Here is a 22,771-nt window from a genome sequence, read left to right as displayed (position 1 = left end):
TCGGTAGACCTGTGTGGAGTATCCAATGGCACGACGTTTGGAAGACGCCCGTATCCTGATGTACAGCCATGACACCTTCGGCCTTGGCCACCTGCGGCGCTGCCGTACCATCGCCCATTCGCTGGTTGAGGATTTCCGCGGCCTCAACATCCTGATCATCTCCGGCTCGCCGATCGCCGGTGCCTTCGACTACCGCGCCCGCGTCGATTTCGTGAAGATCCCGAGCGTCATCAAGCTGCGCAACGGCGAATACACCTCGATGGAACAGCATATCGACCTGCACGAGACGCTGAAGATGCGGCAGTCGATCATCCGGCACACGGCCGAGAGCTTCCAGCCGGACATCTTCATCGTCGACAAGGAGCCGATGGGCCTCCGCGGCGAGGTCGAGGACACGCTCGCCTATCTCAAGGCCCGCGGCACGACGCTGGTCCTCGGCTTGCGTGACGTCATGGACGCGCCCCACCTGCTCGACGCCGAATGGAAGCGCCATGACGTCATGGGCAAGGTCGCCAGATACTACGACAGGATCTGGGTCTACGGGCCGCCGGATTTCTACGATCCGCTGATCGGCCTCGACACGCCGCCGGCCGTGCGCACCCGCATGAATTTCGTCGGCTTCCTGCAGCGCAGCGTCTCGCATGAGCCTCATTCCGACCACCGCCCGCGCGAGGACTATATCCTGGTCACCCCGGGCGGCGGCGGCGATGGCGCCGCGCTCATTCACGACGTCCTCCACGCCTACAAGGAAGACCGCGAACTGACCCACAAGGCGCTGATCGTGCTCGGCCCCTACATGCCGGCCGAGCAGCGCCAGAAGCTGATCCGCAAGGCCGCGAAGATCCCCTATGTCGAGGTGATCGAATTCGACAACCGCATGGAGGAACTGATCGCCGGCGCCACCGGCGTCGTGGCGATGGGCGGCTACAACACCTATTGCGAGATCCTCTCCTTCGACAAGCCGGCGATCGTCGTGCCCCGCGTCAATCCGCGCGAGGAGCAGTTGATCCGTGCCCGGCGGGCCGAGGAACTCGGCCTGGTGCAGATGCTGTCGCCGGAGCAATCGCGCCGCCCGCTGGTGCTGGCAAAGGCGTTGAAGGCCCTGCCCTACCGCGCGCCGCCCTCGCAGACTTCGTCGGCGCTGCGGCTGGAGGGGCTGCCGCGCATTTCCCGGATCGTCGGCGACCTGCTGGACGTCCATGGCGACCGGCACCTTTCCCTCGTACGGGGCTGACTACGTGACACAGCAGAAGAAAATCGCCGTCATCCTCAAGGGTTATCCGCGCCTTTCCGAGACCTTCATCGCCCAGGAACTGCTCGGGCTGGAACGGGCCGGCTTCGAGCTGACGCTGATCTCCATGCGCCACCCGACCGATCGCAAGCGCCACCCGGTCCATGACGAGATCCGCGCCCCCGTGCACTACCTGCCGGAATATCTCTACCAGGAGCCGCTGCGCGTGGTCCGCGGGCTCGTCAGGAGTTCCCGCCTCCCCGGCTTTCGCGCCGCCTGGCGCGCCTTCCTGAAGGATTTGCGCCGCGACCTCACGCCGAACCGCATCCGCCGGTTCGGGCAGGCGGCGGTGCTCTGTGCCGAATGGCCGGAAGGGGCGGACTGGCTGCACGCCCACTTCATCCACACCCCCGCGTCCGTGGCCCGCTATGCGAGCCTGATGAACGGGACGCCCTGGACCTGCTCGGCCCATGCCAAGGACATCTGGACCTCGCCGGACTGGGAGCTGGAGGGCAAGCTCTCCGACACGCGCTGGACGGTCACCTGCAACCAGACCGGCTTCGACCGGCTACGGGGCCTCGCAAACGGCAAAAACCACGTTCACCTCAGCTACCACGGCCTCGACCTCGACCGGTTCGGGCCGTTTGCGGGCGCGCATTCGCTGCGCGACGGCTCCGATCCGGAAGACCCGGTGACGATTCTTAGCGTCGGCCGCGCCGTCGACAAGAAGGGCTACGACATACTGCTCCAGGCGCTGGCGCTGCTGCCCGCCGGGGTTTGCTGGCGCTTCGTCCATATCGGCGGCGGACCCAACCTCGAGGCACTCAAGGCGCTGGCCGACAGGCTCGCCCTCGCCGGCCGCATCACCTGGCACGGGGCGCTCGACCAGCATGACTGCCTCGAAGCCTACCGGCGCTCCGACCTATTCGCGCTCGCCTGCCGCATCACCGCCGACGGCGACCGCGACGGCCTGCCGAACGTGCTGGTCGAGGCGTCGAGCCAGAAGCTCGCCTGCGTCTCCACCGACATCTCCGGGATTCCGGAACTGCTGAAGGACGGCGAGAACGGCTTCGTCGTGCCGCCGGAGGACCCGAAGGCGCTCGCCGGCGCGATCGAGCGGCTGATCCGCGACCCGGCATTGCGCACACGCCTCGGAGAGGCGGCCGAGCGCCGCGTGCGCGCCGAATTCGATCACCATGTCGGCATCCGCCAACTGACGGCCCTGTTCGAGAACGAATGGCAGGTCGCCTGATGGCCGGAATCGCAAGTCCCTCCCCCCGCGTCTTCTTCTACGTCCAGCACCTGCTCGGCATCGGTCATCTCGCCCGCGCCAGCCGCATCGCGCAGGCGCTCGCCGACGACGCCTTCGACGTGACGATGGTCACCGGCGGCACGCCGGTTCCAGGCTTTCCCGGCCCTCGCATCCGGCACGTCGAACTGCCGCCGATGGCAGCCGGCGATGCCGGTTTCTCGGGGCTTGTCGACCTGACCGGCACGCCGGTCGACGACGCCTTCAAGGACCGTCGCCGCGACCTCTTGCTGGCCGTCTTCCGCGAGGCCCGACCGGATGTCGTCATCATCGAGGCCTTCCCGTTCGGCCGCCGCCAGGTTCGTTTCGAGCTGATGCCGCTGCTCGAGGCGATCGCCTCCCGGGCGGCGCCGCCGATCGTGCTGTCGTCGGTGCGCGACATCCTCCAGCAGCGCCGCAAGCCCGGCCGCGACGAGGAGAGCGTCGCGCTTGCGAGCGCCCACTTCGACGGCATCTTCGTCCATGGCGATCCGTCCTTCGCGCGGCTCGAGGACAGCTTCCCGCTCGCCGGGCAGATCGCCGATCGCCTCCTCTACACCGGCCTCGTCGCGGCTCGGCCACAGGCGCCCGCCGCCGAACGCTTCGACATCCTCGTCTCCGCCGGCGGCGGCGCGGTGGGAGCGGCGCTGAACGCGGCGGCGATCGCCGCCGCACGCGCACTGCCGCCGACGCTGCGCTGGTGCCTGGTGGCCGGGCCGAACCTGCCGCAGCCGGCCTTCGAGGCAGTTCTTCTGGCAGCCCCGGACAACGTCGTCGTCGAGCGGTTCCGTGCGGATTTCCCCGGTCTGCTTTCGGGGGCGCGGCTGTCGGTCTCGCAGTCGGGCTACAACACGGTCTGCGACGTCCTGCGCGCCGGCTGCCGCGCGGTCTACGTGCCGTTCACGGCCGGGGGCGAGACCGAGCAGGCCGCCCGTGCCGAGCGATTGCGCCAGATGGGGCTTGCCACCGTGGTCGGCGAGCGGTCGCTGACGCCGCAAACCCTGACGGAGGCGATCGCCACCACGCTCGACCGGCCACGCCCGCCACCGCCGCCGCTCGATCTCGACGGCGCCCGCACGACGGCAAGGCTGTTGCGCGCGCTCTTGGCCGGCACGCCGGTCGCCACGCTGGCCAGTGAAACGGCGGTGCGGCGATAGTGGCCGGGTTCGCCCACGACCAGCGCCGCGTCAGGCCCAGGCAGCTTGCAATAAGAGCCGAAACGCTCTTCACTGTCTTGGGGCCAGCCTTTTGCGGAGCGTTCGCGATGCCCATATCGCGGTTCGAGATCGTGACGGTGCCGCTTCACGCCACGTGGGCGCCGGCCCCGGGCACGCGCCATCGGACGCGGCTCGTTGCAAACTGCACGGTCTGAACGGTTGATGGAAAAAGGCCTGGCCCATTACATCTGGACGCACACGCGCAAGCAGCAGCTATGGATCCTGCTTGTCGTCGCGGCCTCGATGATCCCTTATTTCCTGTCCTTCGACCTGCCCAAGCAGATCGTCAACGGCCCGATCCAGGGCCACGGCTTCGAGGGCGAGGCGGCGACGCAGACCTTCATGCGGATCGCCTACGACCTGCCGTTCTTCGGCAATGTCGTGTTCTTCCCCGGCGTCGAGCTGAACCGCCTGCAGATGCTGGTCGGGCTCAGCCTGGTCTTCCTGGCGCTGGTCGTCGTGAACGGGGTGTTCAAGCTCTACATCAACACCTACAAGGGCCGCCTCGGCGAGCGCCTCCTGCGGCGGATCCGCTTCGAACTCGTTGACCGCGTGCTGCGCTTTCCGCCTGCTCAGTTCAAGCGCGTCAAGGGCGCGGAGATCGCCAGCATGGTGAAGGACGAGGTGGAGCCGCTCGGCGGCTTCACCGGCGACGCTTTCGTAGCCCCGGCCCTGCTCGGCGGCCAGGCGGCGACGGCGCTGTTCTTCATCCTCGTCCAGAACGTCTGGCTCGGCATGATCGCCGGCATCATCGTCGCCGTACAGGCGGTGGTAATTCCGCGCATGCGCCGCCGGCTGCTGATTCTCGGGCGCGAGCGGCAGCTGACCGCACGAGAACTGGCCGGCCGTGTCAGCGAGATCGTCGATGGCATCGGCACGATCCACGCCTTCGATACGTCCAACCTCGAGCGCGCCGACATCGCGAGCCGGCTCGGGCGGATCTTCAAGATCCGCTACGACCTCTACCAGTGGAAATTCCTGGTCAAGTTCATCAACAACTTCCTGGCCTCGGTGACGCCGTTCCTGTTCTACTTGATCGGCGGCTACCTGGCGCTGCAGGGGCGGCTCGACATCGGACAGCTCGTCGCCGTCATCGCCGCCTACAAGGACCTGCCGGGACCGCTGAAGGAACTGATCGACTGGGACCAGGCGCGCCAGGACGTCCAGGTCAAGTTCACCCAGGTGGTCGAGCAGTTCAAGGTCGACCACCTGATCGACCCCGCCATCCAGGCGGTGTCGTTCGAAGCGACGGCGCCGCTCGACGGACCGCTTTCGGCGATCAACCTGACGGTTGCCGACGACAGCGGCGCCCGCACGCTGGAGCACCTGTCGATCCAGTTCGCGCGGGGCGAGTTCACCGCGATCATCGGCGGGGCGGCGGCCGGCGGCGAGGCGCTGGCCGAAGCCCTCGGCCGGATCGTGTGGCCGGAATCGGGGCGCCTCACGGTGGGCAAGACCGATCTGCTCGAGCTGCCGGAATCGGTGGCCGGCCGCCGCATCACCTATGTCTCCTCGGACGGCTATTTCTTCTTCGGCTCGCTGTGCGACAACCTGCTCTACGGCCTCAAGCACGCGCCGTTGCGGGTCCCCGAGTACGACGACGACCACAAGGCCACCCGCAAGTGGGAGATCAGCGAGGCGCGGGCCGCTGGCAATCCGGATCTCGACATCCACGGCGACTGGATCGACTACGAGGCGGCGGGCGCGACCGGCCCGGACGACCTCTTCGCCTCGATCGCCGCCGTCCTCGACTGCGTCTGCCTGACCAGGGACATCCTCGAACTTGCGCTGCGCTCCACCATCACACCGCGCTCGCATGGAGCGCTGGCCGCGCACATCGTCGCCTTGTGCCATACCCTCCGCCACGAACTGGACAAGGCAGGCCTGAGCAACCTCGTCGTGCCGTTCGAACCCGACCGTTACAACATCGAGGCCACGGTTGGCGAGAACCTGCTGTTCGGCACCGCGATCGGCGAGGAGCTGACAGGCCCCGCCATCGGCCGCAACCCGTATTTCGTTGACGTGGTCAGCCGCAACGGCCTCGATCGGATTCTCTACCGGATGGGCTATGAGATCGCCGAGAACGCGGTCGAGCTCTTTGCCGGGCTGCCGCCGGACCACCCGTTCTTCCAGCAGCTCACCTTCATGACCCCGGACGACCTCCCGTATTATCAGAAACTGCTGCAGAGGCTGAAGGGCAAGGACTTTTCCGAGACCACCGAGGACGACAAGCACGACATCATCCGCCTCAGCTTCGCCTATATCGAGCCGCGGCACCGCTTCGGCCTCCTGACGGATCAGCTGATGGCCAAGATCGTCGACGCGCGCCGCCAGTTCCACGAGGGCATGCCGGACACGATGAAGGGCGCGATCGAGCGCTACGATCCGGATAGCTACACGGCGTCGGCAAGCATCCTGGACAACGTTCTGTTCGGTCGCGTCAGCCACCGCCAGGCCGACGGCCCGGAGCGGGTGCGTGCCATGGTGATCTCGCTGCTCAGCGAACCCGGCATCTACGACCAGGTCCTGTCGATCGGACTGGACTTCAACCTCGGCGCCGGCGGACGCCGCCTCACCCAGGTTCAGCGCCAGAAACTGAACCTGGCCCGGGCGCTCTTGCGGCGGTCGGACTTCTATGTCTTCAACCGGCCACTGCCGGGGCTCGACGCCCGACTGCAGGAGCAGGTCTGCCGCAACGCGCTCGAGCTTTTGCAAGAAAAGGGGCAGAGGCCCGGCGTCGTCTGGGTCCTGTCCAACACCACGCTGACCGATCTTTTCGATCGCGTATTGATCTTCGACAATGGCAAGCTCGTGGGAGACGGCAAACATGCCGACCTTGCGGACAATGCGACATTCAGGGAATTGGTGTCATAATCGAAATATATCGAACAAGCGCCACCAGACCGGGGGACGGACGAGATCATGCTTCTGAAGGACGAGGTACAGATGTTGCGGCGGGTGCCGCTGTTTGCCGGCGTGGACCCCACGAAGCTCAAGCTTCTGGCCTTCACCTCCGACCGGGTGACCTATGGGATCGGCGAGACCCTGTTCCGGCAGGGTGACACCGGCGATGCCGCCTACGTGATCCTGACCGGCAAGGCCGACGTCCTGGTGGAGACGCCGGGCGGCCAGATCAAGGTGGCCCAGATCGAGGACAATTCGATCGTCGGCGAGATCGCGATCCTCTGCGACGTGTCGCGAACCGCCACCGTGAAAGCAGCGACCAATCTCGAGGCCCTGCGGATCAGCAAGGAGCATTTCCTCAAGCTGCTGACCGACTTTCCCGAAATCACCATCGAGATCGTGCGGGTGCTCGCCGACCGCCTCAGCCGCACCACCATTGATCTGTCCGACGAGCGGGCCCGGGCGCGGAAGCCGGATTGATGAAGACCGACAAGGCCGAAACGGCCCGGGAGCGGCGACCGCATGGGCCGCCCGGTTGCGGGAACGTTTCGAACGCCCGAACGTTGAACATGGTGCATCCGAAGGGCGTGAATTTTCCGCGTCAACTTGGCACTCGCAAAAAGGTTACGCATTCGTTACGCTTGACGCACCATTTGTACCTGGGGCACCGCTTGGAACCATGGAAGGCTGGGCGCGATAGAAGCCCCGGTCGCCCCGGCGCACTCGACGAGGTCGGGCAGAGATGAACTTGCTGGAAATGCCACCGCAGGCCAGGCACCGGACAAAAGCCCCTCCTCGACCGAGTGGCGCCAACGGCACGCTGTCGGTGAAATTCTGGGGCACGCGCGGCAGCATCCCGGTCTCGGGTCCGCAGTTCAGCCGGTATGGCGGCAACACGGTAAGCGTCGAGATCCGTTGCGGCGACGACATCCTGCTGTTCGACGCCGGTTCCGGCATACCCCCGGCGGGCATGGCGCTGAAGGCCCAAGGGGTGCGGCAGGTCGACCTTTTCTTCAGTCACTGCCATTACGATCACATCATCGGAATCCCCTACTTCAAGCCGCTCTACGACCCCGGATGCGCCATCAAGATCTGGTCGGGGCACCTGGCGGGGACGATGACCACCGGCGAGATGCTGTGCGAGTTCATGCGGCCGCCATGGTTCCCGGTCGACCCCAGGATCTGCCGAGCCTCCCTCACCTTCGGCGACTTCCGCGCCGGTGACGTGCTCGAGCCGCGCCGCGGCATCACGGTGCGCACCGGCAACCTCAACCATCCCGGCGGCGCAATCGGCTACCGGCTCGAATGGCGCGGCCGCTCGGTGGCATTCATCACCGACACCGAGCATGTGCCGGGCACGCTGGACCCCGAGGTGCTGCGGCTGATCGAGAACGTCGACCTGTTCATCTACGACTGCTGCTACATCGACGAGGAGATGGAAGTCTTCCGTGGCTTCGGCCACTCGACCTGGCAGCAGGCGATCCGGCTGGCAAGGGCCGGCAATGCCAGGTCCATCGCCTTCATCCACCATGCCCCATGGCGCTCCGACGCCGAGCTCGAAGCGATCGACCGCCTCGCCGCCGCCGAGTTCCCCAACGCCTTCTCGGCCCGCGACGGCCAGATGCTGGAATATGCGACGGTCGCCGCCTAGGCCCGGATCCCGAACTCTCAGCGCCCACTTTCCTCCAGAAGCGTGGACCTTGCCACGGCCGGCTGCCGCGCGGTCTCAATCAGCCGGAGGTCGATCGGGGCCGCGCGTCGAAGCCTCAGTCGCCGAGAATTGCCGAAATCGGCGCCCAGCGGCAGGCCGGATGGTGCGCCGTCCGTTCAAACAGGCCCTCCAGAAAGGTCCATACCGCCGCATCGTGAACGAGGTGATGGGTGAGCAGACCAAGCGTGCCATGGCCGGCCTCGATCGCCCGCAGGCGCGCGACCATGCCCCCGACCAGCACTGCCGTCTCCCGGCCGCCGCGCGTGCCGCGCCAGTCCATCACGTCCACATGGGTGTTGATCGCGCGCAGGCCGGCATTCCTCTCGGGGCCGTAGACCGACAGCGCGCGGAAACCGATCCCGCCGAGCCGGGGCACCAGCGCCGGGGCGATCCGGTTCCAGGGCGGTACCAGCACCGGCGACAGGCGCGAACCATGAAGCTGGCGCAGACGGACGAGGCCCTTTTCGAGCGAGGCGAGTACGACGTCGGCGGGACGATGGTCACCGAGCTCCTGCTTCTTCTCGCCCTCGGCCGCGAAATTCTCGTGCGACCAGCCGTGCACCATCACCTCGGCATGCGGCGCCTCGGCGAGCCGGTCGGCCAGCGCCTCGCCCGTGAAGGCCGGAATGACAGCAAGCGCCGTGGGAACGGCGTGTCTGGCCGTCAGGTCCAGCAGCCGGTCGAGGGCGGCGGTGGGCTCGACGGCGTCGTCGTCGCGCAGCCAGAACGTCGCCTGCCGCCCCGCGGCCCGCCAGCGGTCGAGTTCGTCCAGAAGCGGTTGCCAGACTGCGTCTACACTCATCGGCTTCCCCCCACATGGCGTTTCAGCGCTTCGTCCAGTCGCAGCGAGGCCCGGTCGATCGAGCATTCCTCGGCCACGAAGCGGCGCGCGGCCAAGGCCATCTGACGTCGCTCGCCTTCGTTTGCCAGAAGCCGTTCGATGGCCACGGCAAAGGCATGTACGTCGCCGGCCGGCGTCAGCAGGCCCGTCACCCCGTCGCGCACCACCTCCGGCACGCCGGCCACCGCCTGTGCGACGACCGGAAGCCCGGCTGCCTGCGCCTCGAGATAGGCCAGGCCATAGGCCTCGCCGGTGCCGGGCCACACATAGAGCGCCGATTGCCTCAATATGGCGGCGATCTCCGACGCGCTGCTCTGGCCGTGCCAGGTGATCCGCTCCGGCGGCAGCGGCGAAAACAGCGCCCGCACCTCCTCGCGCAGCGTCCCGTCGCCGACTACCGACAGCGTCCATGGCCGATGCTGCAGTTGCAAGAGCGCCGCCGCCAGCATGCGGTAGCTCGCCATCTTGTCGCCGGCCCGCATCATCGCCACCGCGGCGAGACGGCCCGGTTGCGGCTGCGGCGCCCGGTCCAGAAGGGCCGAAGGGTCGATAAAGGGCTGCAGCAGCAGGTAGCGGCCCTCCGGCGCAGCCGCGGCCAGGCCGTCGCGGTCGCGCCGGGTAAAGCAGAGGTTGAGTGCTGCGCCGCGCACCGCCTCGATCAGCCGCGCCTGGTCGTTCGCCCAGATTCCCTGGTTGCGGCGCGCCGAATAGGAAGCCTCGGCGGTGACGTAGGCGAGACCGAAGCGCCTCGCCAGCGTCGGGCCGATCAGGTCCGGCGCCTTGTAGTAGGGGTGATAGCAGAACCAGACGTCCGGCACCCCGCCGGCCCGCCACAAACCGTCGAGCCGGTCGATCTCCGCCGCCGCTTCAGCCTCGATCAGCGCGCGGTCCCTCCCCTCCGGATCGGCCGTAAAGCTCCGCAGTTGCGAGGCGACCTCGACCGCGTGTCCGGCGCGCTTCAGCGCGTCGACCAGCAGCCTGGCCATCAGCCGGTCACCGGAAGGAACCGGGTGATCGGGCGATTTCAGCGGGGAATGGAAGGCGATCTTCATCATCAACCGCTCTACGGCATCGGGGCGGGAAACGGAACAATGGCAGAAGAATATGCGCAAGCGATAAGCTTGCCCATGGCCCTTCACGCGGAAGAAGTGCCGGACGTCTGCGAGGCGAACAGGCAGTTGCACGCACGGCCGCCCTTCGCTCGCCCTTCATCCCTCCACCGGGCCACCGCTGGCGAAAAGATGCAGCACCTGACCGGGGCGCGGGGAATTCAGCGCGTGCCGGCGCCGGCTGCTACCACGACTTCCACGCCACCAGCAGGCCACCGTCCTGCCGCTCCGCCGTTTCGCACAGAGCCTGTACGGCGGAAAACGGCGCCCGGCGCGGCAGTTCGCCCGCCACCAGATCCGCATCGGCAATCGTCACCGCACCGCCGCGGCAGATGACGCTGAACAGCAAGGGCCCGGTCGACCACCAGGCCGGCGCGCCCGGCAGGGCGGCGGCGGACGCCGGCAGTGCGTCGAGGATGCGCCGGAACACCGGATGGCCGGCCGGCGCCGCGATCAGCGAATTGGTCAGAAGCAGGCTGCCGGAGCCGAGGTCGCGCGGCGTCTTCTCCGCCAGCGCCGACAGCCCCACGAGCGGCAGGCGGTCGTGGAAGCCCAGATCTCGCCGGGCCGGATACCAGTCGCAGTCGAGATAGATGCCGCCGAACTGCTGCAGGACGAGGTAGCGGGCGACGTCGACGGCGCCGGGCATGTCGCCGATCGAGACCATCGCCTTGAAGACCGGATGTTCGTCCATGCCGGCAGCCGAAAGCTCAGCCTCGCGCCACAGCCGGTAGTCGTAGCCGTGGCGCGCCGCGTGATCGGCCCAGGCGGCCGTCGAGGCCGGGAGCTCGGCCGGGCCGATCCAGATCTGGTGCAGGATGCGCGGCACCGGCTGCCGCCCGGCCTCGGCCAGTTCTGTGCGCTCGGCGGCGGAGAAGCGGCCGTGGACTGCCAAAACCTCAGGCGGTGGAACGAGGGTGTGCTGCAAACCGATCCGGCGGACCGGGTCGCCCATTCGTTTGGCGATCTTCAGATAGGCGGAATGCAGTTGGCGCGGCAGGCCGAGCACCGTCAGCGGCCCGAAGACGCGGTTTTCGGGATCAGCGGCGATCGCCTCGAGCACGGCCAGCGCCGCATCGAACCGGCCTTGATCGCGAAGGCTTTCCGCCTCCTTCAGCCGTGCCTTGAAGCTGTCCTTGTCCGCCATGGCCACCCCATCGCCGGCCGCCGGTCCGGCACGTCTCCGCAATGGGCTAGCGCGGAAGACGGACCGGCGTCAACGGCAAGCTCGGCTGCGCGGGCCGACAGCGTTTGCTTTGCGCCCGCAGCCGGCCAAGCCTGTTACCGCGCCTTGCACCACCGCTGCAGAATCAAGGCAGGCATCCATGCGCATGCTCGCCATCGTTCAGCCACCCCGTCGCCATCGCATGGTTTAGATGCAACTTTGGACACGGTCTGGCTAAGCGCTCTTGCTGCCCCTGCCCCAGTCGCCCGTGGTGCCGCGGCTGTCGGTATTGGCGGCCGTGCGCGGCAGGTCCTGGCGGGTATAGGCGTCGGCGCGGCGCCAGCTTTCCACGCGCTCGCGGCAGGCAGCGGGCTCGAGTTCGGCAAGCAGCGCTTCGGCGCGGCTGCCGGTCGCATCGTCTGCGGCGAGATGCGGATAGAGACGTGCGAGCACGAACTTGCTGTCGCGATCGGGCACCTGCAGCGCCACCAGCGTGGTCGCCAGTTGCCGACCGGAAAGGTCGAGCAGGATGCGTTCGCTGAGCCATTGGCTGGCGCCGAGCGCATCGGCCAGCACGACCGGTATCATGCCGGTCTCGCCGGCGCGGGCGAAGCGGACGATCAGGGCGAGATGGACGTCACCGATGGCGGCGAGCGGCAAGGGGGCTTCCGCCTGTGATGCCTGCGCGCGCGCCAGCGCCCGGATCGCATCGCGCAGCTCTTCCTCGCGTGCCTGGCGGCTGCGTTCGGCCCGCGCGCGGTCGTCGTCACCGACGGCCCGGCTGCGGTGCGCCTGATGCAGCCCGACGAGGCTTTCGATCATCTTCGGCGTGAGATTGTCGCGCCGCTCGATGGCCCGCGCATGGGCGGGCGAAGCGGTGCGCAGGATCTCAAGCAGCGTCCGTTCGGAAATGGCGGGCGAGCGCGTCAGGAAGATCGCGGCGACCGCGATCGGCTGGCCGGCGATGAAGAGTGCGGTCGGCTCCGGCACGACGGGACACTGCGACAGCGCCGCGACCGCCTGGCGGCGGGCCTCGTCGCTGGAGGCCAGATAGGTGGCGACGAACAGGTCGTGGAACTGCTTCAGGTCGGTGCGGGACGGACGGGCGAGGCTTTCGAAGCCGGTGACGGTGGCCATCAGGACAATGTCCTTCTGCCGGCCGCCCTGCGGTCTTTCCAGCTCGCGAAACCTGTCCCCCACGACGCACCACTCTTATGCGACAGCAGCCATGCCCATGCCGAGCCTACGGCTTTCGGATGCGGCAGGTCTGCGGCGGTTCGCATCGAACCACCGCCGCTTGAAACCATTGATCGCCGACAATTAGACGAAAAGAATTAGCAACATGTTAACCGTATTGACGCTACCTATCGAGCGTGGGAGGGGCATGGGCAAACCGCAGCGCCGTGCTATGTTCCCCGCATGCGCGCGATGGCCTGCGACGGGTTCGTGGCCATCGAAAAGGCAAGGTGCGATGCACCGAATGCCTGGATGGAGGCGGCGCGAATTTCTTTCCCCGCCGGGGAAACCTTCAATGCCGTCACCCGTTCAATGTCCGACTGCGGCGATGAGAGTACTGCGTTACAGAGCCGCAAAACGAGGTCGGGATCCGTGGCACGGGCCAGGGAAACTGGGCTGGACCATCTCGATTCGTGATCAGGAGGCGAGAATGGCAGACGTGGTACGATTGCAGGAACGTTTGAGGCGCCGGCCGCGACGGGCAAGGGTATGGCACGAAGCCCCGGCCGCCGTTCTGTTTTTCACGGGCGTCCGCTACGAACGCCTGACGCCCGCAATGATCGCAGCCAAGGCCCGCGACGCCAGCCTTCGCGCCGGCGAGGCCGGGCAGGACGCGCGGCGCTAGTCTCTGGGCCACCGCCCCAAAAGGAGGGCGGTGGCAGCACGTGGTCTTTATACGGTCGCACATTCCGTCCGGACGCGGTATTTCCAGAACAATATGCCTCCATCGGGGTCGCGCTGCAGTAGTCGCGTGAGCGCTTCACTCCGTCGCGCCGGTGTCTATCGTCTCGCATCCTGCATCGGCCAGGAAGGCGCGGGCACCCTCCTCCATGGTCGCGGTCGGCGCGAAGGTGCGCAGCACCGCATAGCCGTCCTGGTCTGCCATCTCGACCAGGATCGATTGCGAAAGCTCCGCCGGCAGCGCCTTGCGGATCGCGTTCAACTGGACCGGCGTCGCCACCACCACGTCGAGCGCCCCGCCGACAGAAGTGCGGTCGTTCATGCTGAACACCTCGTTCGAGGCCCGGTCGAACAACCCGAGCGACCAGAACGGTACCGTGTCCGGCGCATACAGCCGGACCGGACGCTCGGCGATCGACAGCGCGCAGACTGCGATCCGAAGAGCCGGATCGTCGCTGAAGGGTGCGCCGCTGCGCGCCGGCGCCGCCGGCAGCGGATAGAAGCGCTGCACGTCCCCGAGACTGGCGATCCGGGTATAGGCGTCATTGCCGGTAAAGCCCGGAACGGCAAGGACGATCAGAATATGGAGGGCGGCGGCGCCGAGAAGGCCGACCACGGCGGCGAACAGGACGCTACGCATCGCTGCATTCCGTCTGGACGATGGCCGGCATGGTGAGGTCGATGACGCCGGAACTGCCGGCCGTCGGGGTGTCGAGCAGCGTCAGCACCAGCCGGAACGGCTGGTCCGGCGCGACGGCCAGCCAGTTGCCCGGCCGCGCCGACGCCGCCACATGGATCGTGGCGTTGTTGTCGGCACCGCGCAGGACCGTCCACGAATTGAGCCCGGCCGGCAGAACGGAGGCAAGCGGCAGCGGCCTTCCCTCCGGTGTGGTGGCGTGCAGTGTCCAGAAACGGGCGGGCGGCGTCAGCCCGACGATGTCGTAGGCACAGCGCCCCGAGAGCGTCCGGCCGTTGCTGTCATGCGAGGCCCGGAACATCAGCCCCTCGGCACTGCCGAACAACAGCGCCCCGTCGCGAGCCCGGTGGGCCTTTGCATAGGGGTCGGCGCGGTCGGTCTGCGCGTTCGGAAAGGCGACCCAAGGGCCGAGCGCGATCGATCCGAAGCCGATCGTCGCCTTCAGCGCCCAGACAGCCGAGAGCGTGCCGCAGCCGAAGGTGATGGCCAGGGCAAGGGCGACGAGAAGGGGAATTCGGAACAAGGCGGCCTTCCGGTTGGACTTGACTGCAGGCGCTGGCCGGAGAGACCCCCGTCCGGACGCGCCCGCCAGAACCTTGCATGATTCCGCGCCGAAATCGATTCCCATCTCGATTGCAGCGGCCGAAAGCTCTGGTGTGCCGGTGGGGGCCGCCGCCGGCGGCCGGCCGGTTGGCACCATCCGACAGCGCTCAGAGCGCCGCGACCCGTCCGCCCGACGAAAGCGGCGTGGCCTCGCGCAACTCCCGGCCAATCTCGCGCAACAGCTTCGTCGCGCCGACCGACAGCGTCCGGGGCCGCACGAGCGGCGGCAGCGCGTCCTCCGACTTTGCCGCGCTTGCGACGGCTTCCGTCGCCTTCGGCCTCGGCAGCGGGTTGTCGATGCCGGGGATCGGCCGCAGTTCGATGCCCTGGTGGGCGTAGTCCATCAGTCGCTTGAAGGTCATCGCCGGCAGCGAGCCGCCGGTCATCTTGTTGGTGGAGGTATAGTCGTCGTTTCCGAACCAGACCGCCGTCGTGTAGTTGCCGGTGAAGCCGACGAACCAGGCGTCGCGGTAGGCCTGGGTAGTGCCGGTCTTGCCGCCGGTGACGATGCCGCCGTCGAGTGCGGCCCGCCGCGCCGTGCCATTGACCGGGATGGTGACCAGCATCCGGTTCATGTCGGCGTTGGCGGTTTCCGACAACACCCGCTTCGGCGCCGGCTCGTCGCGATCAAAGTCGTAGAGAATGTCGCCGTTGTAATTGAGGATCTGGGTGATGCCGTGCCGGCGGGTCTGTACTCCGCCGGCGGGGAAGACTGCATAGGCGGTCGCCTGGTCGAGCACCGTCACCTCGGAGGTGCCGAGCGGCATGGTCTTGTCCGTTCGGATCGGTGTCTCCACGCCCATGGCCTTGGCCATGTCGGCGATGGCCTCGGTGCCGAGGAAATCCTTGGCGAGGCGCACCGGCACGGTATTGATCGATTTCGCCAGCGCCGTCATCAGCGTCACCCGGCCGGCATAGCTGCGGCCGTAGTTCTGCGGCGACCAGCCGCGCCAGGTAATCGGCGCGTCGATGATGGTCGACTCCGGCGTCTTGCCCTTCTCCATCGCCGCCGCATAGGTGTAGACCTTGAACGACGAACCCGGCTGGCGCAGTGCCTTGGTGGCGCGGTTGAACTGGCTTTCGCCATAGTCTCGCCCGCCGACCATGGCGCGCACGGCCCCGCCGTTTTCAATCATCACCAGCGCGCCCTGCTTGACGCGGTAACTGTCGCCATACTGCCGCAGGCTGGTCTCCATCGCCTCCTCGGCGGCCGCCTGCAGGCCGGTGTCGATGGTGGTGCGCACGATCAGCGAGTGCTGGCCGAAGGGTCTCGCGATGCGCTGCACCTCGTCGAAGGCCCAGTCGAGGAAGAAGTCGGGGGCGGTCTTCTCCTGGCGGTCGATGACGCTGGCCGGGTTGCGGCGGGCGGCGATCACCTGTCCCTCCGACATCATCCCGCCCTGTACGAGATTGGTCAGCACCTCGTTGGCGCGAGCCCGCGCCGCCGGCAGGTTGACGTGCGGGGCATAGCGGGCCGGCGCCTTGAACAGGCCGGCCAGCATCGCCGATTCCGCGAGGTCGACATCGGTGATGTCCTTGCCGAAATAGAACTGCGAGGCGGCCGCGACGCCGAATGTGCCGCCGCCCATGTAGGCGCGGTCGAGGTAGAGGCGTAGGATTTCCTTCTTGGAGAGGTTCGCCTCCAGCCACAGCGACAGGAACGCCTCCTTGATCTTGCGCTCGATCGTCCGCTCGTTGTTGAGGAACAGGTTCTTGGCGAGCTGCTGGCTCAGCGTCGAGCCGCCCTGAACGACGCCGCCGGCACGCGCATTCTCGGTCATGGCGCGGGCAAGGCCGAGGAAATCGATGCCGAAATGGTCGAAGAAGCGCCGGTCCTCGGTAGCCAGCACCGCCTTGATCAGGTGGTCCGGCAGCTCGTCGATCGGCACGGAATCCTCGTGGATGATGCCGCGATGGCCGATCTCGTTGCCGTAGCGGTCGAGGAAGGTGACGGCGAAATCCCCCTTGTTGCGCCAGTCGCCCTTGGTCTCCTCGAACGCCGGCAGCGCCAGCGCCAGCAGCAGCACGAAGCCGGCGGTGCCGAGGTTCATGCCTTCGCCGGCAAGTTCGAACAGGGCCCGCCTCCAGCCCTTCACATGGAAGCGGCGGAAGAAGATGGTGATCTCTTCCCAGAGCTCGGCGAGACGGAAGCCGGCGTTCCAGACGGTGGAATCGATCCAGGAATCGATGCGCAGCAGCCAGTGCCGTTTCCGGCGACGCGGCCTTTCCGCCGGCGAGCTCCCTGGCTGCTCCTCGGGCAACTGATCCTGGTCCTGCAAGACTTCTTCCCTCATTCGACCGCGGGCGAAATGCTGGTCGCGGTCGCGACGATATCAGGCAATCGCGAACGATAAAACAACATGGTTTCGTCCGCCCCCACCCCGCCAGCCGCAACCGCTCAACTAGCGTCCGGCGAGCACTTGCCGCTGCCGCGCGCGCATGGGCGGCGGCCGTCCGGCCCGTGCTGCCGCTTTTGCTTGACCTTTGGCCCTGCGGGGTCCACTTGACGGGCATGAGCGCGAAGAACGAAATGCGGAAGGTTCCGCCGGCCGAGGAAATGCAAGAGGATCTGCCGTTCTGGCGGACCAAGACGCTGGCCGAAATGTCCGACGGCGAATGGGAGAGCCTGTGCGACGGCTGCGGGCTTTGCTGTCTGAACAAGCTGGAGGACTGGGACACCGGCGAGGTGGTCTGGACCTCGATCCGCTGCCGCTTGCTCGACGACCACAGCTGCCGTTGCAAGGACTACGAAAATCGCCAGGCGACGGTGCCCGACTGCATCCGGCTGACGGTGCAATCGGTGGACGAGATCAGCTGGCTGCCGCCGACCTGCGCCTACCGGCTGGTCCGGGACGGTCAGGACCTCTACTGGTGGCACTATCTCGTCTCCGGCGATCGCGACACCGTCCATCAGGCCGGCATCTCCGTTCGCGGCCGCACCGTCAGCGAAGAAGGGATCGATATCGACGACTACGAGGATTATCTCGTGACCTGGCCGCTTGAGGTGGGCAAGGGCAGCGGCCGCTAGACTCTGTGTCGTGCAGCCATCTGCCTGCCGAACCCCAAGGCAGGCGGACGATAGATGGACGATCCGCTGCCCCACGGGGCGGCAGTGTGCGATCACGGAAAAGTCATCCTGCTTGAAGGGCGGCGGCGGCGCAGGCCTTATGCCGGACACGTCTGCAACCTATTGTCGTTTTTCCGAAGGGACGCCGAAGGGAGAAGACATGATAAGCGATGTTATCCAGAACCGTTCCAGAGCGTTGCGGACGACATTTGCGCTGGCATTGGCATTGGCGCTTCCGCTCGCCGCTGTGCCGCCCCTGGCGCATGCCCAGGACTCGGGCCCTCCCGAGCGCCCGAACGTTCAGGGCGGCGATCCGATGGGGCGTGACCAGAACCGCGACGGCATGGAACGCAGCCACATGAATGCGCCGGGCTGGCAAAGAGACCGCGCGGCGCGCTGGCATGGCCGCCTCAGGGGCGAATGGCTGGCGATACGCCTTGCCGGGGCCGAGCAGGCAGCCGGGATCAAAACCGGCCAGCTCGACGCCTGGCGCACATTTACCGCTGCCCTGATCGATTTCGTCACGCCAATGCCGCTGCGGCCCGGCGAGGCCGCCGCCGATGCAGCCGAGGAGGAGATGATGGAACAGGGCGCATCAGGCCCGGACCAGGCGGAGACGCCGCCCGGCGCGGCCGAGCAGGCACCGCCCGACATGACAGGGCAGCAAGCGCCGATGCAGGGCTCGGGCGGTGCGCCCCGGCCGGACGGCATGCGGTCCTCCGACATCCTGGACCGGATCATCGCCCGCGCCGAGGACCGCGCCGTCAAGGCGGAACGTCTGAAGGCCGCCAAGGCACAGCTCGAAGCCGTCCTCGAACCGGGGCAGCGAGAGACGCTGGAGCGCTTCATGATGCCGCCGCACCGGATGGGGCCGTAACGCAAATCCACCCTCCCCCCGCACGTTGCGGGGTCGTTCCCGGCGATGGGCCTGCGCACGCCCCTCGCCGGAGTTGGGCGTAGCGGCCGCCGGCTCGTGTCAGTGATGGGCACGGGCTCCGGCGGCGATCGGCAGCCGTCTATCGCAGGGACATGCCGCGCCTGAGTGCTCACCTGCGGAACAGCGAATCCAGCGGATCGTCGCGCTCGCGGTCCCCCTGCCCCAGCTCGATCAGGTCGCCGATCTCGTCGGTCTCCAGCGCCACGATCCAGAGATCGGGATCGAAACGGATCTCGCGGGCAAGGGCTTCGGACACGGTGTCGCGCGTCTGGCGCTCGAGCCGCAGCTCGAACAGCCGCTTGCCGGTGTCCTCATCGTCGAAAAAGCTCTGCGGCGCCGGCGCATAAAGCGTTTCGGTCCCGTCCCGGAACGACTGCCGGACGAAAACCGCGCCGCCTTCGGCGGCGCCCTTGCGCTCGATCGCTGCGAAATCGCCGCGGGCGAAGACGTTGCGGACCAGGGCCGAGGCGAAAATTTCGGACTTCAGGCGCATCAGGGTCAAGACACGTTCAGGTGCATGTTCTGCAGGCCGTATCTTGGGCCTGAGCAGATGGAAAGGTGCGAGAGATGCCGCCCATTTTCAAACCTTTTTGACGCACGCAGGAGCAAGGTTCCGAGAGTGCGCCTGTTTCGCAGCATGCGAAAGAGCAAAGACCCAAACCGGGGCAGATGAGAATGGCGGCGAACACTAAAGCGCGCCGATCTCCTTCAGCTTGTTCAGGACCAGTTCGTTCGGCTCGCCGGTGGGCGGAAGGCGATAGTGCTTCTCGAAGGCCCGGATCGCCTGGCGCGTCTGCTCGCCGGCGACCCCATCGACGACGATGTCGGCATAGGCGATGTTGCTCAATCCCTTCTGGATCTTCATGACGAGATCGCTCGGGGCGGCCGGGCGCCTTGCCGGCACCATGGCCGGGTCGGCCTCGGCGGCGCGAATGGCGGCTGCGATCGGATCGATGCCTTCGCTGTCGCTCGCCCGCCCCTCCTGCACCGGCCGTTCGGTCGGCAGCACCGCGATCTGGGCAGGCAGGTTGCCATGCAGGGCGGTGAGCAGCGCAGTGTCCGGCTCGCCGGTGACGGCAAGGCCGCGTTGCTCCTGGAAGCGGCGGATGGCGGCGACCGTCTCCCCGTTCAACCGCCCGTCCGGATCGCCGGCATACAAACCCTGCCGCGCCAGCTGCGTCTGGATATCGAGGACGAGTTCGGACGGCTGGTTAGCCTGCGAAGCGGTTCGTGTGCCCGCATCGCCCTCCCTCTCAATGACGAAGGTGGTGACGTCGGCGGGCGGCTTGCGCAGCGCCGAAAAGCCCAGCGAATTCTGCGCCGAGCGGGTTTTCAGGATCGGCGAGGGATGGCCGCCCGGCTGATACCACAGCGCATTGGCGGCGACGAAGGAAAAGACCACGGCGAAGGCGGCGCCGCCGCCGATCACCGAGGGATGGCGCGCGGCAAAGGCGCCAAGCGCCAGGACCGAGCGCTGGACGATGCCGGGTCCGCTCGCCTGCCGCTTGCGGGTGTTGCGGCCGCGGCCGCCCCGCTCAGGCTGTTTTCGCGCGCGTGCCGTCATAAATCCGGTCCTCGTCCCTACCCTCATCGCCGTCGGGGCCGCGCCCCTCCTTCAGCCGCATCGGTATCGCATCGTTCCGTGCGCGAGGAAACAGCCGCGGCGGGAATTCCTCAGCAAAGGTGGCGGTGGAGCGCGCGCCGGACTGCGCGACACCGGTGCCGTCGGCGGGAATGGTCACGGTGACCTGGGTGCCCTCGCCCGGATTGCTGCGGATGGCGATGCTGCCGCCGTGCAGCGCGACCAGGCCCTTGACCAGAGACAGGCCGAGGCCGGTGCCCTCGTACTTGCGGGTGTACTGGTTCTGCACCTGGACGAAGGGGCGGCCGATCAGGTCGAGCTGCTCGGCGGGGATGCCGATGCCGGTGTCGCTGACGCTGAGCACCAGATCGTCGCCGACGCGGGCGGCGTCGATCGTGACGATGCCGCCCCGGTCGGTGAACTTGACGGCGTTGCCGACGAGATTGATCAGGATCTGCTGCAGGGCGCGCTGGTCGGCGATCGCCTCGCCCACGTCATGCGGCACCCGGCTCGTCAGTTGCACGCCCTTCTGGCGGGCCTGGAGCGCCAGCATCTGCTCGCAGGTCCGCACGCTGTCGGCAACCGCGAAGGGCTCGAGCACCAGCTCGTAGCGGCCGGCCTCGATCTTGCTGACGTCCAGCATGGTATTGACGACGGAGAGCAGGTGCCCGCCCGACTGGTGGATCAGGGCGACATATTCGCGCTGGCGCTCGTTCTCCAGCCGGCCGTAATACTCGCCGGCGAGAATGTCGGAAAAGCCGAGAATGGCGTTCAGCGGCGTGCGCAGTTCATGGCTGACGGCGGCGAGGAAGCGGGTCTTGGCGTCATTGGCCGATTCCGCCTCGGCGGCCTTGCGGGCGCTGTCGCTGCGAAGCTCGGCCTCGGCGGAGATGTCGCGCGACTGGGCGACGATGGCGGCCAGCAGACCGGCCGCATCCCGGATCGCCGTCATGTCGGTGCGCACGTGCAGGAACTGTTCGCCCGCCTCGGCCAAGCGGCGCTGCTCCAGCCGTATGTCGACGCTGACATGGGCCTCGCCCTGGCGCAGGCGGTCGATCGCCTGCAGGAAGCCGAGCCGGTCGGAGACGTGGATCTGGTCGATGAAGGCCCGGCCGAGCGGGTCGCGCATCGAAGAAAGCATGGCGTGGCGGTCGCGGCCGTGCACGGCGGTCACATGGCCGCGCGGATCGTGCAGGGTGACGAGGCCGGCAAACAGATCATAGGGAACGGCGTCCGACAGCGGGTCGGCCACGGCGGCCTGATGCGCGGCACGCCGCTCGCGGCGCCGGCCGAGGGCGGCCGAGGCTGCCGTCGCCAGAAGCCCGCCGGCGGCCGCCAGCGACGCCCCGGCCGGAAGGGCCGCAGAGGCCGGCATGACGGCGGTCAGCGCGAGCGGCAGGACGGGGATGGCGACGAGCGCCGTCAGGAGGATCGCCCGCAGGCCCGCCGGCGCCGAGGCGCCGGACGTCCACGCGTCACCCGTCACAGAGGCCGCGGAGGCCGCCATCCGGTCAGCGATGTTATTGAGAAAACGCACGCAATACCCTGCCGTCATTCGTTCTTATGTCGGCCTCAGAATCGCATCGCCGGCTTAGAAAAGGATAAACGCTTCCCGTCGGAACGGGCTCGAATGGCCCGGAAAAGGCTGTTTCAAAGCGACGCGGGCGGCATTTGAATTTCGTGGTTAACGGCGGGTAAGCGCTTCAAAATGCGGCATTTTCCCGTTCGCATTAACCTTTTGGGCAAGTCCCTTCGAAGCAGAAAGCCGCAAACAGAGGGCCCTTGCCCACGCGGCGCCGCCATTATGCTTAACGGGGGTCACTAAAATTCGCGCAAAATGCCCAGCGACGGTGGAACGTTCAAATTTTATGCAAATTTGAGGAAAACCCGAGTGATTCCCGCAAAGCGCCATTTTCCTGTAACCGCTATTGTCGCATCAATGAACGAACGGCAGCGGCCGCAAAGAGCCGCGCCGCCTCCGACAGCTGATTGCAGCGATCGGGCAGCAGAGGATGGGCAAGGCGATGTGGTTTCTGATCAAGGGAGCGTTCTGGTTCTCGCTGGTGCTGGTGCTGCTGCCGCTGTTCGACACCGACGCGGCCAAGACGCTCGAGCACGGTCCGACCGTCGAGATCGGCGACACGTTCAGCGCCGCGAGTGAGGCGGTCGGCTACATCACCGCGATCTGCATGCACAAGCCCGACGTGTGCGAAAAGGGTGCCGAGACCTTCGTGGCGCTCGGCCACCGGGCCCGCGAAGGCGCCCGCGTCGCCTACAAGCTGCTCGACTCGCAGTTTGCAGACCCGGCCGAAGAGTCCGATGCGGCCAGGGCCGCGCTCGACCAGCCGCTGCCGGCGCTGGCTGCCGCGGCAGAGGATGAGGCTGCCGACACCGTCGTCACTGGCACCATCGCCGTTCCCTCGCGCCGCCCCGACCCGGCGCTGTAGTTTCTGCGGCCATCTGCCCGGGCTGTTTGTCCCGCAACTGCCACGAGGATGCCGC

The 22,771-nt window shown here is 67.4% G+C and carries 20 protein-coding genes; 10 read left to right on the top strand and 10 right to left on the bottom strand.

Annotated elements, in window-relative coordinates; genetic code table 11:
- Nucleotides 1-25: 25 nt before the first annotated feature.
- From C7449_RS01535 to C7449_RS01505, 6 genes are all read left to right on the top strand, one after another.
- Entirely contained in the window at nt 26-1,234 is a 1,209-nt protein-coding gene (locus C7449_RS01535) for a glycosyltransferase family protein (RefSeq protein WP_108001009.1), read from the top strand.
- Between the two features lie 4 nt (nt 1,235-1,238).
- Nucleotides 1,239-2,483, top strand: coding sequence for a glycosyltransferase (locus C7449_RS01530; RefSeq protein WP_108001401.1), 1,245 nt, complete (start codon nt 1,239-1,241; stop codon nt 2,481-2,483).
- Nucleotides 2,468-3,676 carry a glycosyltransferase family protein gene (locus C7449_RS01525; protein WP_245414257.1) on the top strand — a complete coding sequence of 403 codons (1,209 nt, stop codon included), beginning with the start codon at nt 2,468-2,470 and terminating at the stop codon, nt 3,674-3,676. The genes C7449_RS01530 and C7449_RS01525 overlap by 16 nt, the downstream gene beginning before the upstream one ends.
- Nucleotides 3,677-3,898: 222 nt before the next feature.
- Nucleotides 3,899-6,610, top strand: a complete 2,712-nt coding sequence (locus C7449_RS01515) for an ABC transporter transmembrane domain-containing protein (RefSeq protein ID WP_108001007.1) — start codon at nt 3,899-3,901, stop codon at nt 6,608-6,610.
- A gap of 48 nt (nt 6,611-6,658) precedes the next feature.
- Nucleotides 6,659-7,120, top strand: a complete 462-nt coding sequence (locus C7449_RS01510; protein ID WP_108001006.1) for a cyclic nucleotide-binding domain-containing protein — start codon at nt 6,659-6,661, stop codon at nt 7,118-7,120.
- A 262-nt stretch (nt 7,121-7,382) separates the two neighbouring features.
- Nucleotides 7,383-8,291 carry an MBL fold metallo-hydrolase gene (locus C7449_RS01505; RefSeq protein ID WP_245414256.1) on the top strand — a complete coding sequence of 303 codons (909 nt, stop codon included), beginning with the start codon at nt 7,383-7,385 and terminating at the stop codon, nt 8,289-8,291.
- A gap of 115 nt (nt 8,292-8,406) precedes the next feature.
- Here C7449_RS01505 and C7449_RS01500 read toward each other — a convergent pair whose 3' ends face one another.
- From C7449_RS01500 to C7449_RS01485, 4 genes are all read right to left on the bottom strand, one after another.
- Nucleotides 8,407-9,153 (bottom strand): polysaccharide deacetylase family protein, encoded by a 747-nt coding sequence (locus tag C7449_RS01500; RefSeq protein WP_108001005.1) that lies wholly within the window; start codon nt 9,151-9,153, stop codon nt 8,407-8,409.
- Entirely contained in the window at nt 9,150-10,244 is a 1,095-nt protein-coding gene (locus C7449_RS01495; RefSeq protein WP_108001398.1) for a glycosyltransferase family 4 protein, read from the bottom strand. The genes C7449_RS01500 and C7449_RS01495 overlap by 4 nt, the downstream gene beginning before the upstream one ends.
- A gap of 241 nt (nt 10,245-10,485) precedes the next feature.
- On the bottom strand, nt 10,486-11,448 hold the full coding sequence (locus tag C7449_RS01490; protein WP_108001004.1) for a glycosyltransferase family 32 protein: 963 nt from the start codon (nt 11,446-11,448) through the stop codon (nt 10,486-10,488).
- Nucleotides 11,449-11,700: 252 nt separating this feature from the next.
- On the bottom strand, nt 11,701-12,666 hold the full coding sequence (locus tag C7449_RS01485) for a hypothetical protein (protein WP_245414255.1): 966 nt from the start codon (nt 12,664-12,666) through the stop codon (nt 11,701-11,703).
- Nucleotides 12,667-13,132: 466 nt separating this feature from the next.
- Here C7449_RS01485 and C7449_RS01475 point away from each other — a divergent pair, with 466 nt between their 5' ends.
- Nucleotides 13,133-13,327 carry a hypothetical protein gene (locus tag C7449_RS01475; RefSeq protein ID WP_108001001.1) on the top strand — a complete coding sequence of 65 codons (195 nt, stop codon included), beginning with the start codon at nt 13,133-13,135 and terminating at the stop codon, nt 13,325-13,327.
- Nucleotides 13,328-13,462: 135 nt separating this feature from the next.
- On the opposite strand, the gene C7449_RS01470 is transcribed toward C7449_RS01475, so the two are convergent.
- The 3 genes from C7449_RS01470 to C7449_RS01460 form a co-directional block, all read right to left on the bottom strand.
- Nucleotides 13,463-14,023 (bottom strand): DUF1254 domain-containing protein, encoded by a 561-nt coding sequence (locus C7449_RS01470; RefSeq protein ID WP_108001000.1) that lies wholly within the window; start codon nt 14,021-14,023, stop codon nt 13,463-13,465.
- Nucleotides 14,016-14,603 carry a DUF1214 domain-containing protein gene (locus tag C7449_RS01465; protein ID WP_108001397.1) on the bottom strand — a complete coding sequence of 196 codons (588 nt, stop codon included), beginning with the start codon at nt 14,601-14,603 and terminating at the stop codon, nt 14,016-14,018. The genes C7449_RS01470 and C7449_RS01465 overlap by 8 nt, the downstream gene beginning before the upstream one ends.
- A gap of 187 nt (nt 14,604-14,790) precedes the next feature.
- Complete coding sequence (locus tag C7449_RS01460) at nt 14,791-16,944, bottom strand: transglycosylase domain-containing protein (RefSeq protein ID WP_245414277.1); 2,154 nt, start codon at nt 16,942-16,944, stop codon at nt 14,791-14,793.
- A gap of 269 nt (nt 16,945-17,213) precedes the next feature.
- On the opposite strand from C7449_RS01460, the gene C7449_RS01455 reads away from it, so the two are divergent.
- A complete protein-coding gene (locus tag C7449_RS01455; protein WP_245414254.1) occupies nt 17,214-17,711 on the top strand; it encodes a YcgN family cysteine cluster protein in 498 nt (165 codons plus the stop codon).
- Between the two features lie 112 nt (nt 17,712-17,823).
- A complete protein-coding gene (locus tag C7449_RS01450; protein WP_146165030.1) occupies nt 17,824-18,627 on the top strand; it encodes a hypothetical protein in 804 nt (267 codons plus the stop codon).
- A gap of 169 nt (nt 18,628-18,796) precedes the next feature.
- Here the strand turns inward: C7449_RS01450 and C7449_RS01445 are convergent, their stop codons facing one another.
- From C7449_RS01445 to C7449_RS01435, 3 genes are all read right to left on the bottom strand, one after another.
- On the bottom strand, nt 18,797-19,180 hold the full coding sequence (locus tag C7449_RS01445) for a DUF1491 family protein (RefSeq protein WP_108001395.1): 384 nt from the start codon (nt 19,178-19,180) through the stop codon (nt 18,797-18,799).
- Nucleotides 19,181-19,375: 195 nt separating this feature from the next.
- Nucleotides 19,376-20,251 carry a peptidoglycan-binding domain-containing protein gene (locus C7449_RS01440; RefSeq protein ID WP_108000997.1) on the bottom strand — a complete coding sequence of 292 codons (876 nt, stop codon included), beginning with the start codon at nt 20,249-20,251 and terminating at the stop codon, nt 19,376-19,378.
- Entirely contained in the window at nt 20,223-21,824 is a 1,602-nt protein-coding gene (locus tag C7449_RS01435) for a sensor histidine kinase (protein ID WP_108000996.1), read from the bottom strand. Before C7449_RS01435 ends, C7449_RS01440 begins: the two co-directional genes overlap by 29 nt.
- 469 nt (nt 21,825-22,293) lie before the next feature.
- On the opposite strand from C7449_RS01435, the gene C7449_RS01430 reads away from it, so the two are divergent.
- Nucleotides 22,294-22,716: a DUF5330 domain-containing protein gene (locus C7449_RS01430; RefSeq protein WP_108001394.1), complete on the top strand. Its 423-nt coding sequence runs from the start codon at nt 22,294-22,296 to the stop codon at nt 22,714-22,716.
- Nucleotides 22,717-22,771 lie beyond the last annotated feature (55 nt).

Source organism: Mycoplana dimorpha (assembly GCF_003046475.1).
Classification (GTDB): Bacteria; Pseudomonadota; Alphaproteobacteria; order Rhizobiales; family Rhizobiaceae; genus Mycoplana; species Mycoplana dimorpha.
This window is presented reverse-complemented; position numbering and strand designations above follow the sequence as displayed.

Excerpts from the sequence above, each read along its gene's own strand:
- C7449_RS01535 (WP_108001009.1), top strand. The coding sequence starts at position 26 with ATGGCACGACGTTTGGAAGACGCCCGTATCCTGATGTACAGCCATGAC.
- C7449_RS01525 (WP_245414257.1), top strand. The coding sequence starts at position 2,468 with ATGGCAGGTCGCCTGATGGCCGGAATCGCAAGTCCCTCCCCCCGCGTC.
- C7449_RS01515 (WP_108001007.1), top strand. The coding sequence starts at position 3,899 with ATGGAAAAAGGCCTGGCCCATTACATCTGGACGCACACGCGCAAGCAG.
- C7449_RS01510 (WP_108001006.1), top strand. The coding sequence starts at position 6,659 with ATGCTTCTGAAGGACGAGGTACAGATGTTGCGGCGGGTGCCGCTGTTT.
- C7449_RS01505 (WP_245414256.1), top strand. The coding sequence starts at position 7,383 with ATGAACTTGCTGGAAATGCCACCGCAGGCCAGGCACCGGACAAAAGCC.
- C7449_RS01500 (WP_108001005.1), bottom strand. The coding sequence starts at position 9,153 with ATGAGTGTAGACGCAGTCTGGCAACCGCTTCTGGACGAACTCGACCGC.
- C7449_RS01495 (WP_108001398.1), bottom strand. The coding sequence starts at position 10,244 with ATGAAGATCGCCTTCCATTCCCCGCTGAAATCGCCCGATCACCCGGTT.
- C7449_RS01490 (WP_108001004.1), bottom strand. The coding sequence starts at position 11,448 with ATGGCGGACAAGGACAGCTTCAAGGCACGGCTGAAGGAGGCGGAAAGC.
- C7449_RS01475 (WP_108001001.1), top strand. The coding sequence starts at position 13,133 with ATGGCAGACGTGGTACGATTGCAGGAACGTTTGAGGCGCCGGCCGCGA.
- C7449_RS01470 (WP_108001000.1), bottom strand. The coding sequence starts at position 14,023 with ATGCGTAGCGTCCTGTTCGCCGCCGTGGTCGGCCTTCTCGGCGCCGCC.
- C7449_RS01455 (WP_245414254.1), top strand. The coding sequence starts at position 17,214 with ATGCGGAAGGTTCCGCCGGCCGAGGAAATGCAAGAGGATCTGCCGTTC.
- C7449_RS01445 (WP_108001395.1), bottom strand. The coding sequence starts at position 19,180 with ATGCGCCTGAAGTCCGAAATTTTCGCCTCGGCCCTGGTCCGCAACGTC.
- C7449_RS01440 (WP_108000997.1), bottom strand. The coding sequence starts at position 20,251 with ATGACGGCACGCGCGCGAAAACAGCCTGAGCGGGGCGGCCGCGGCCGC.
- C7449_RS01435 (WP_108000996.1), bottom strand. The coding sequence starts at position 21,824 with ATGACGGCAGGGTATTGCGTGCGTTTTCTCAATAACATCGCTGACCGG.
- C7449_RS01430 (WP_108001394.1), top strand. The coding sequence starts at position 22,294 with ATGTGGTTTCTGATCAAGGGAGCGTTCTGGTTCTCGCTGGTGCTGGTG.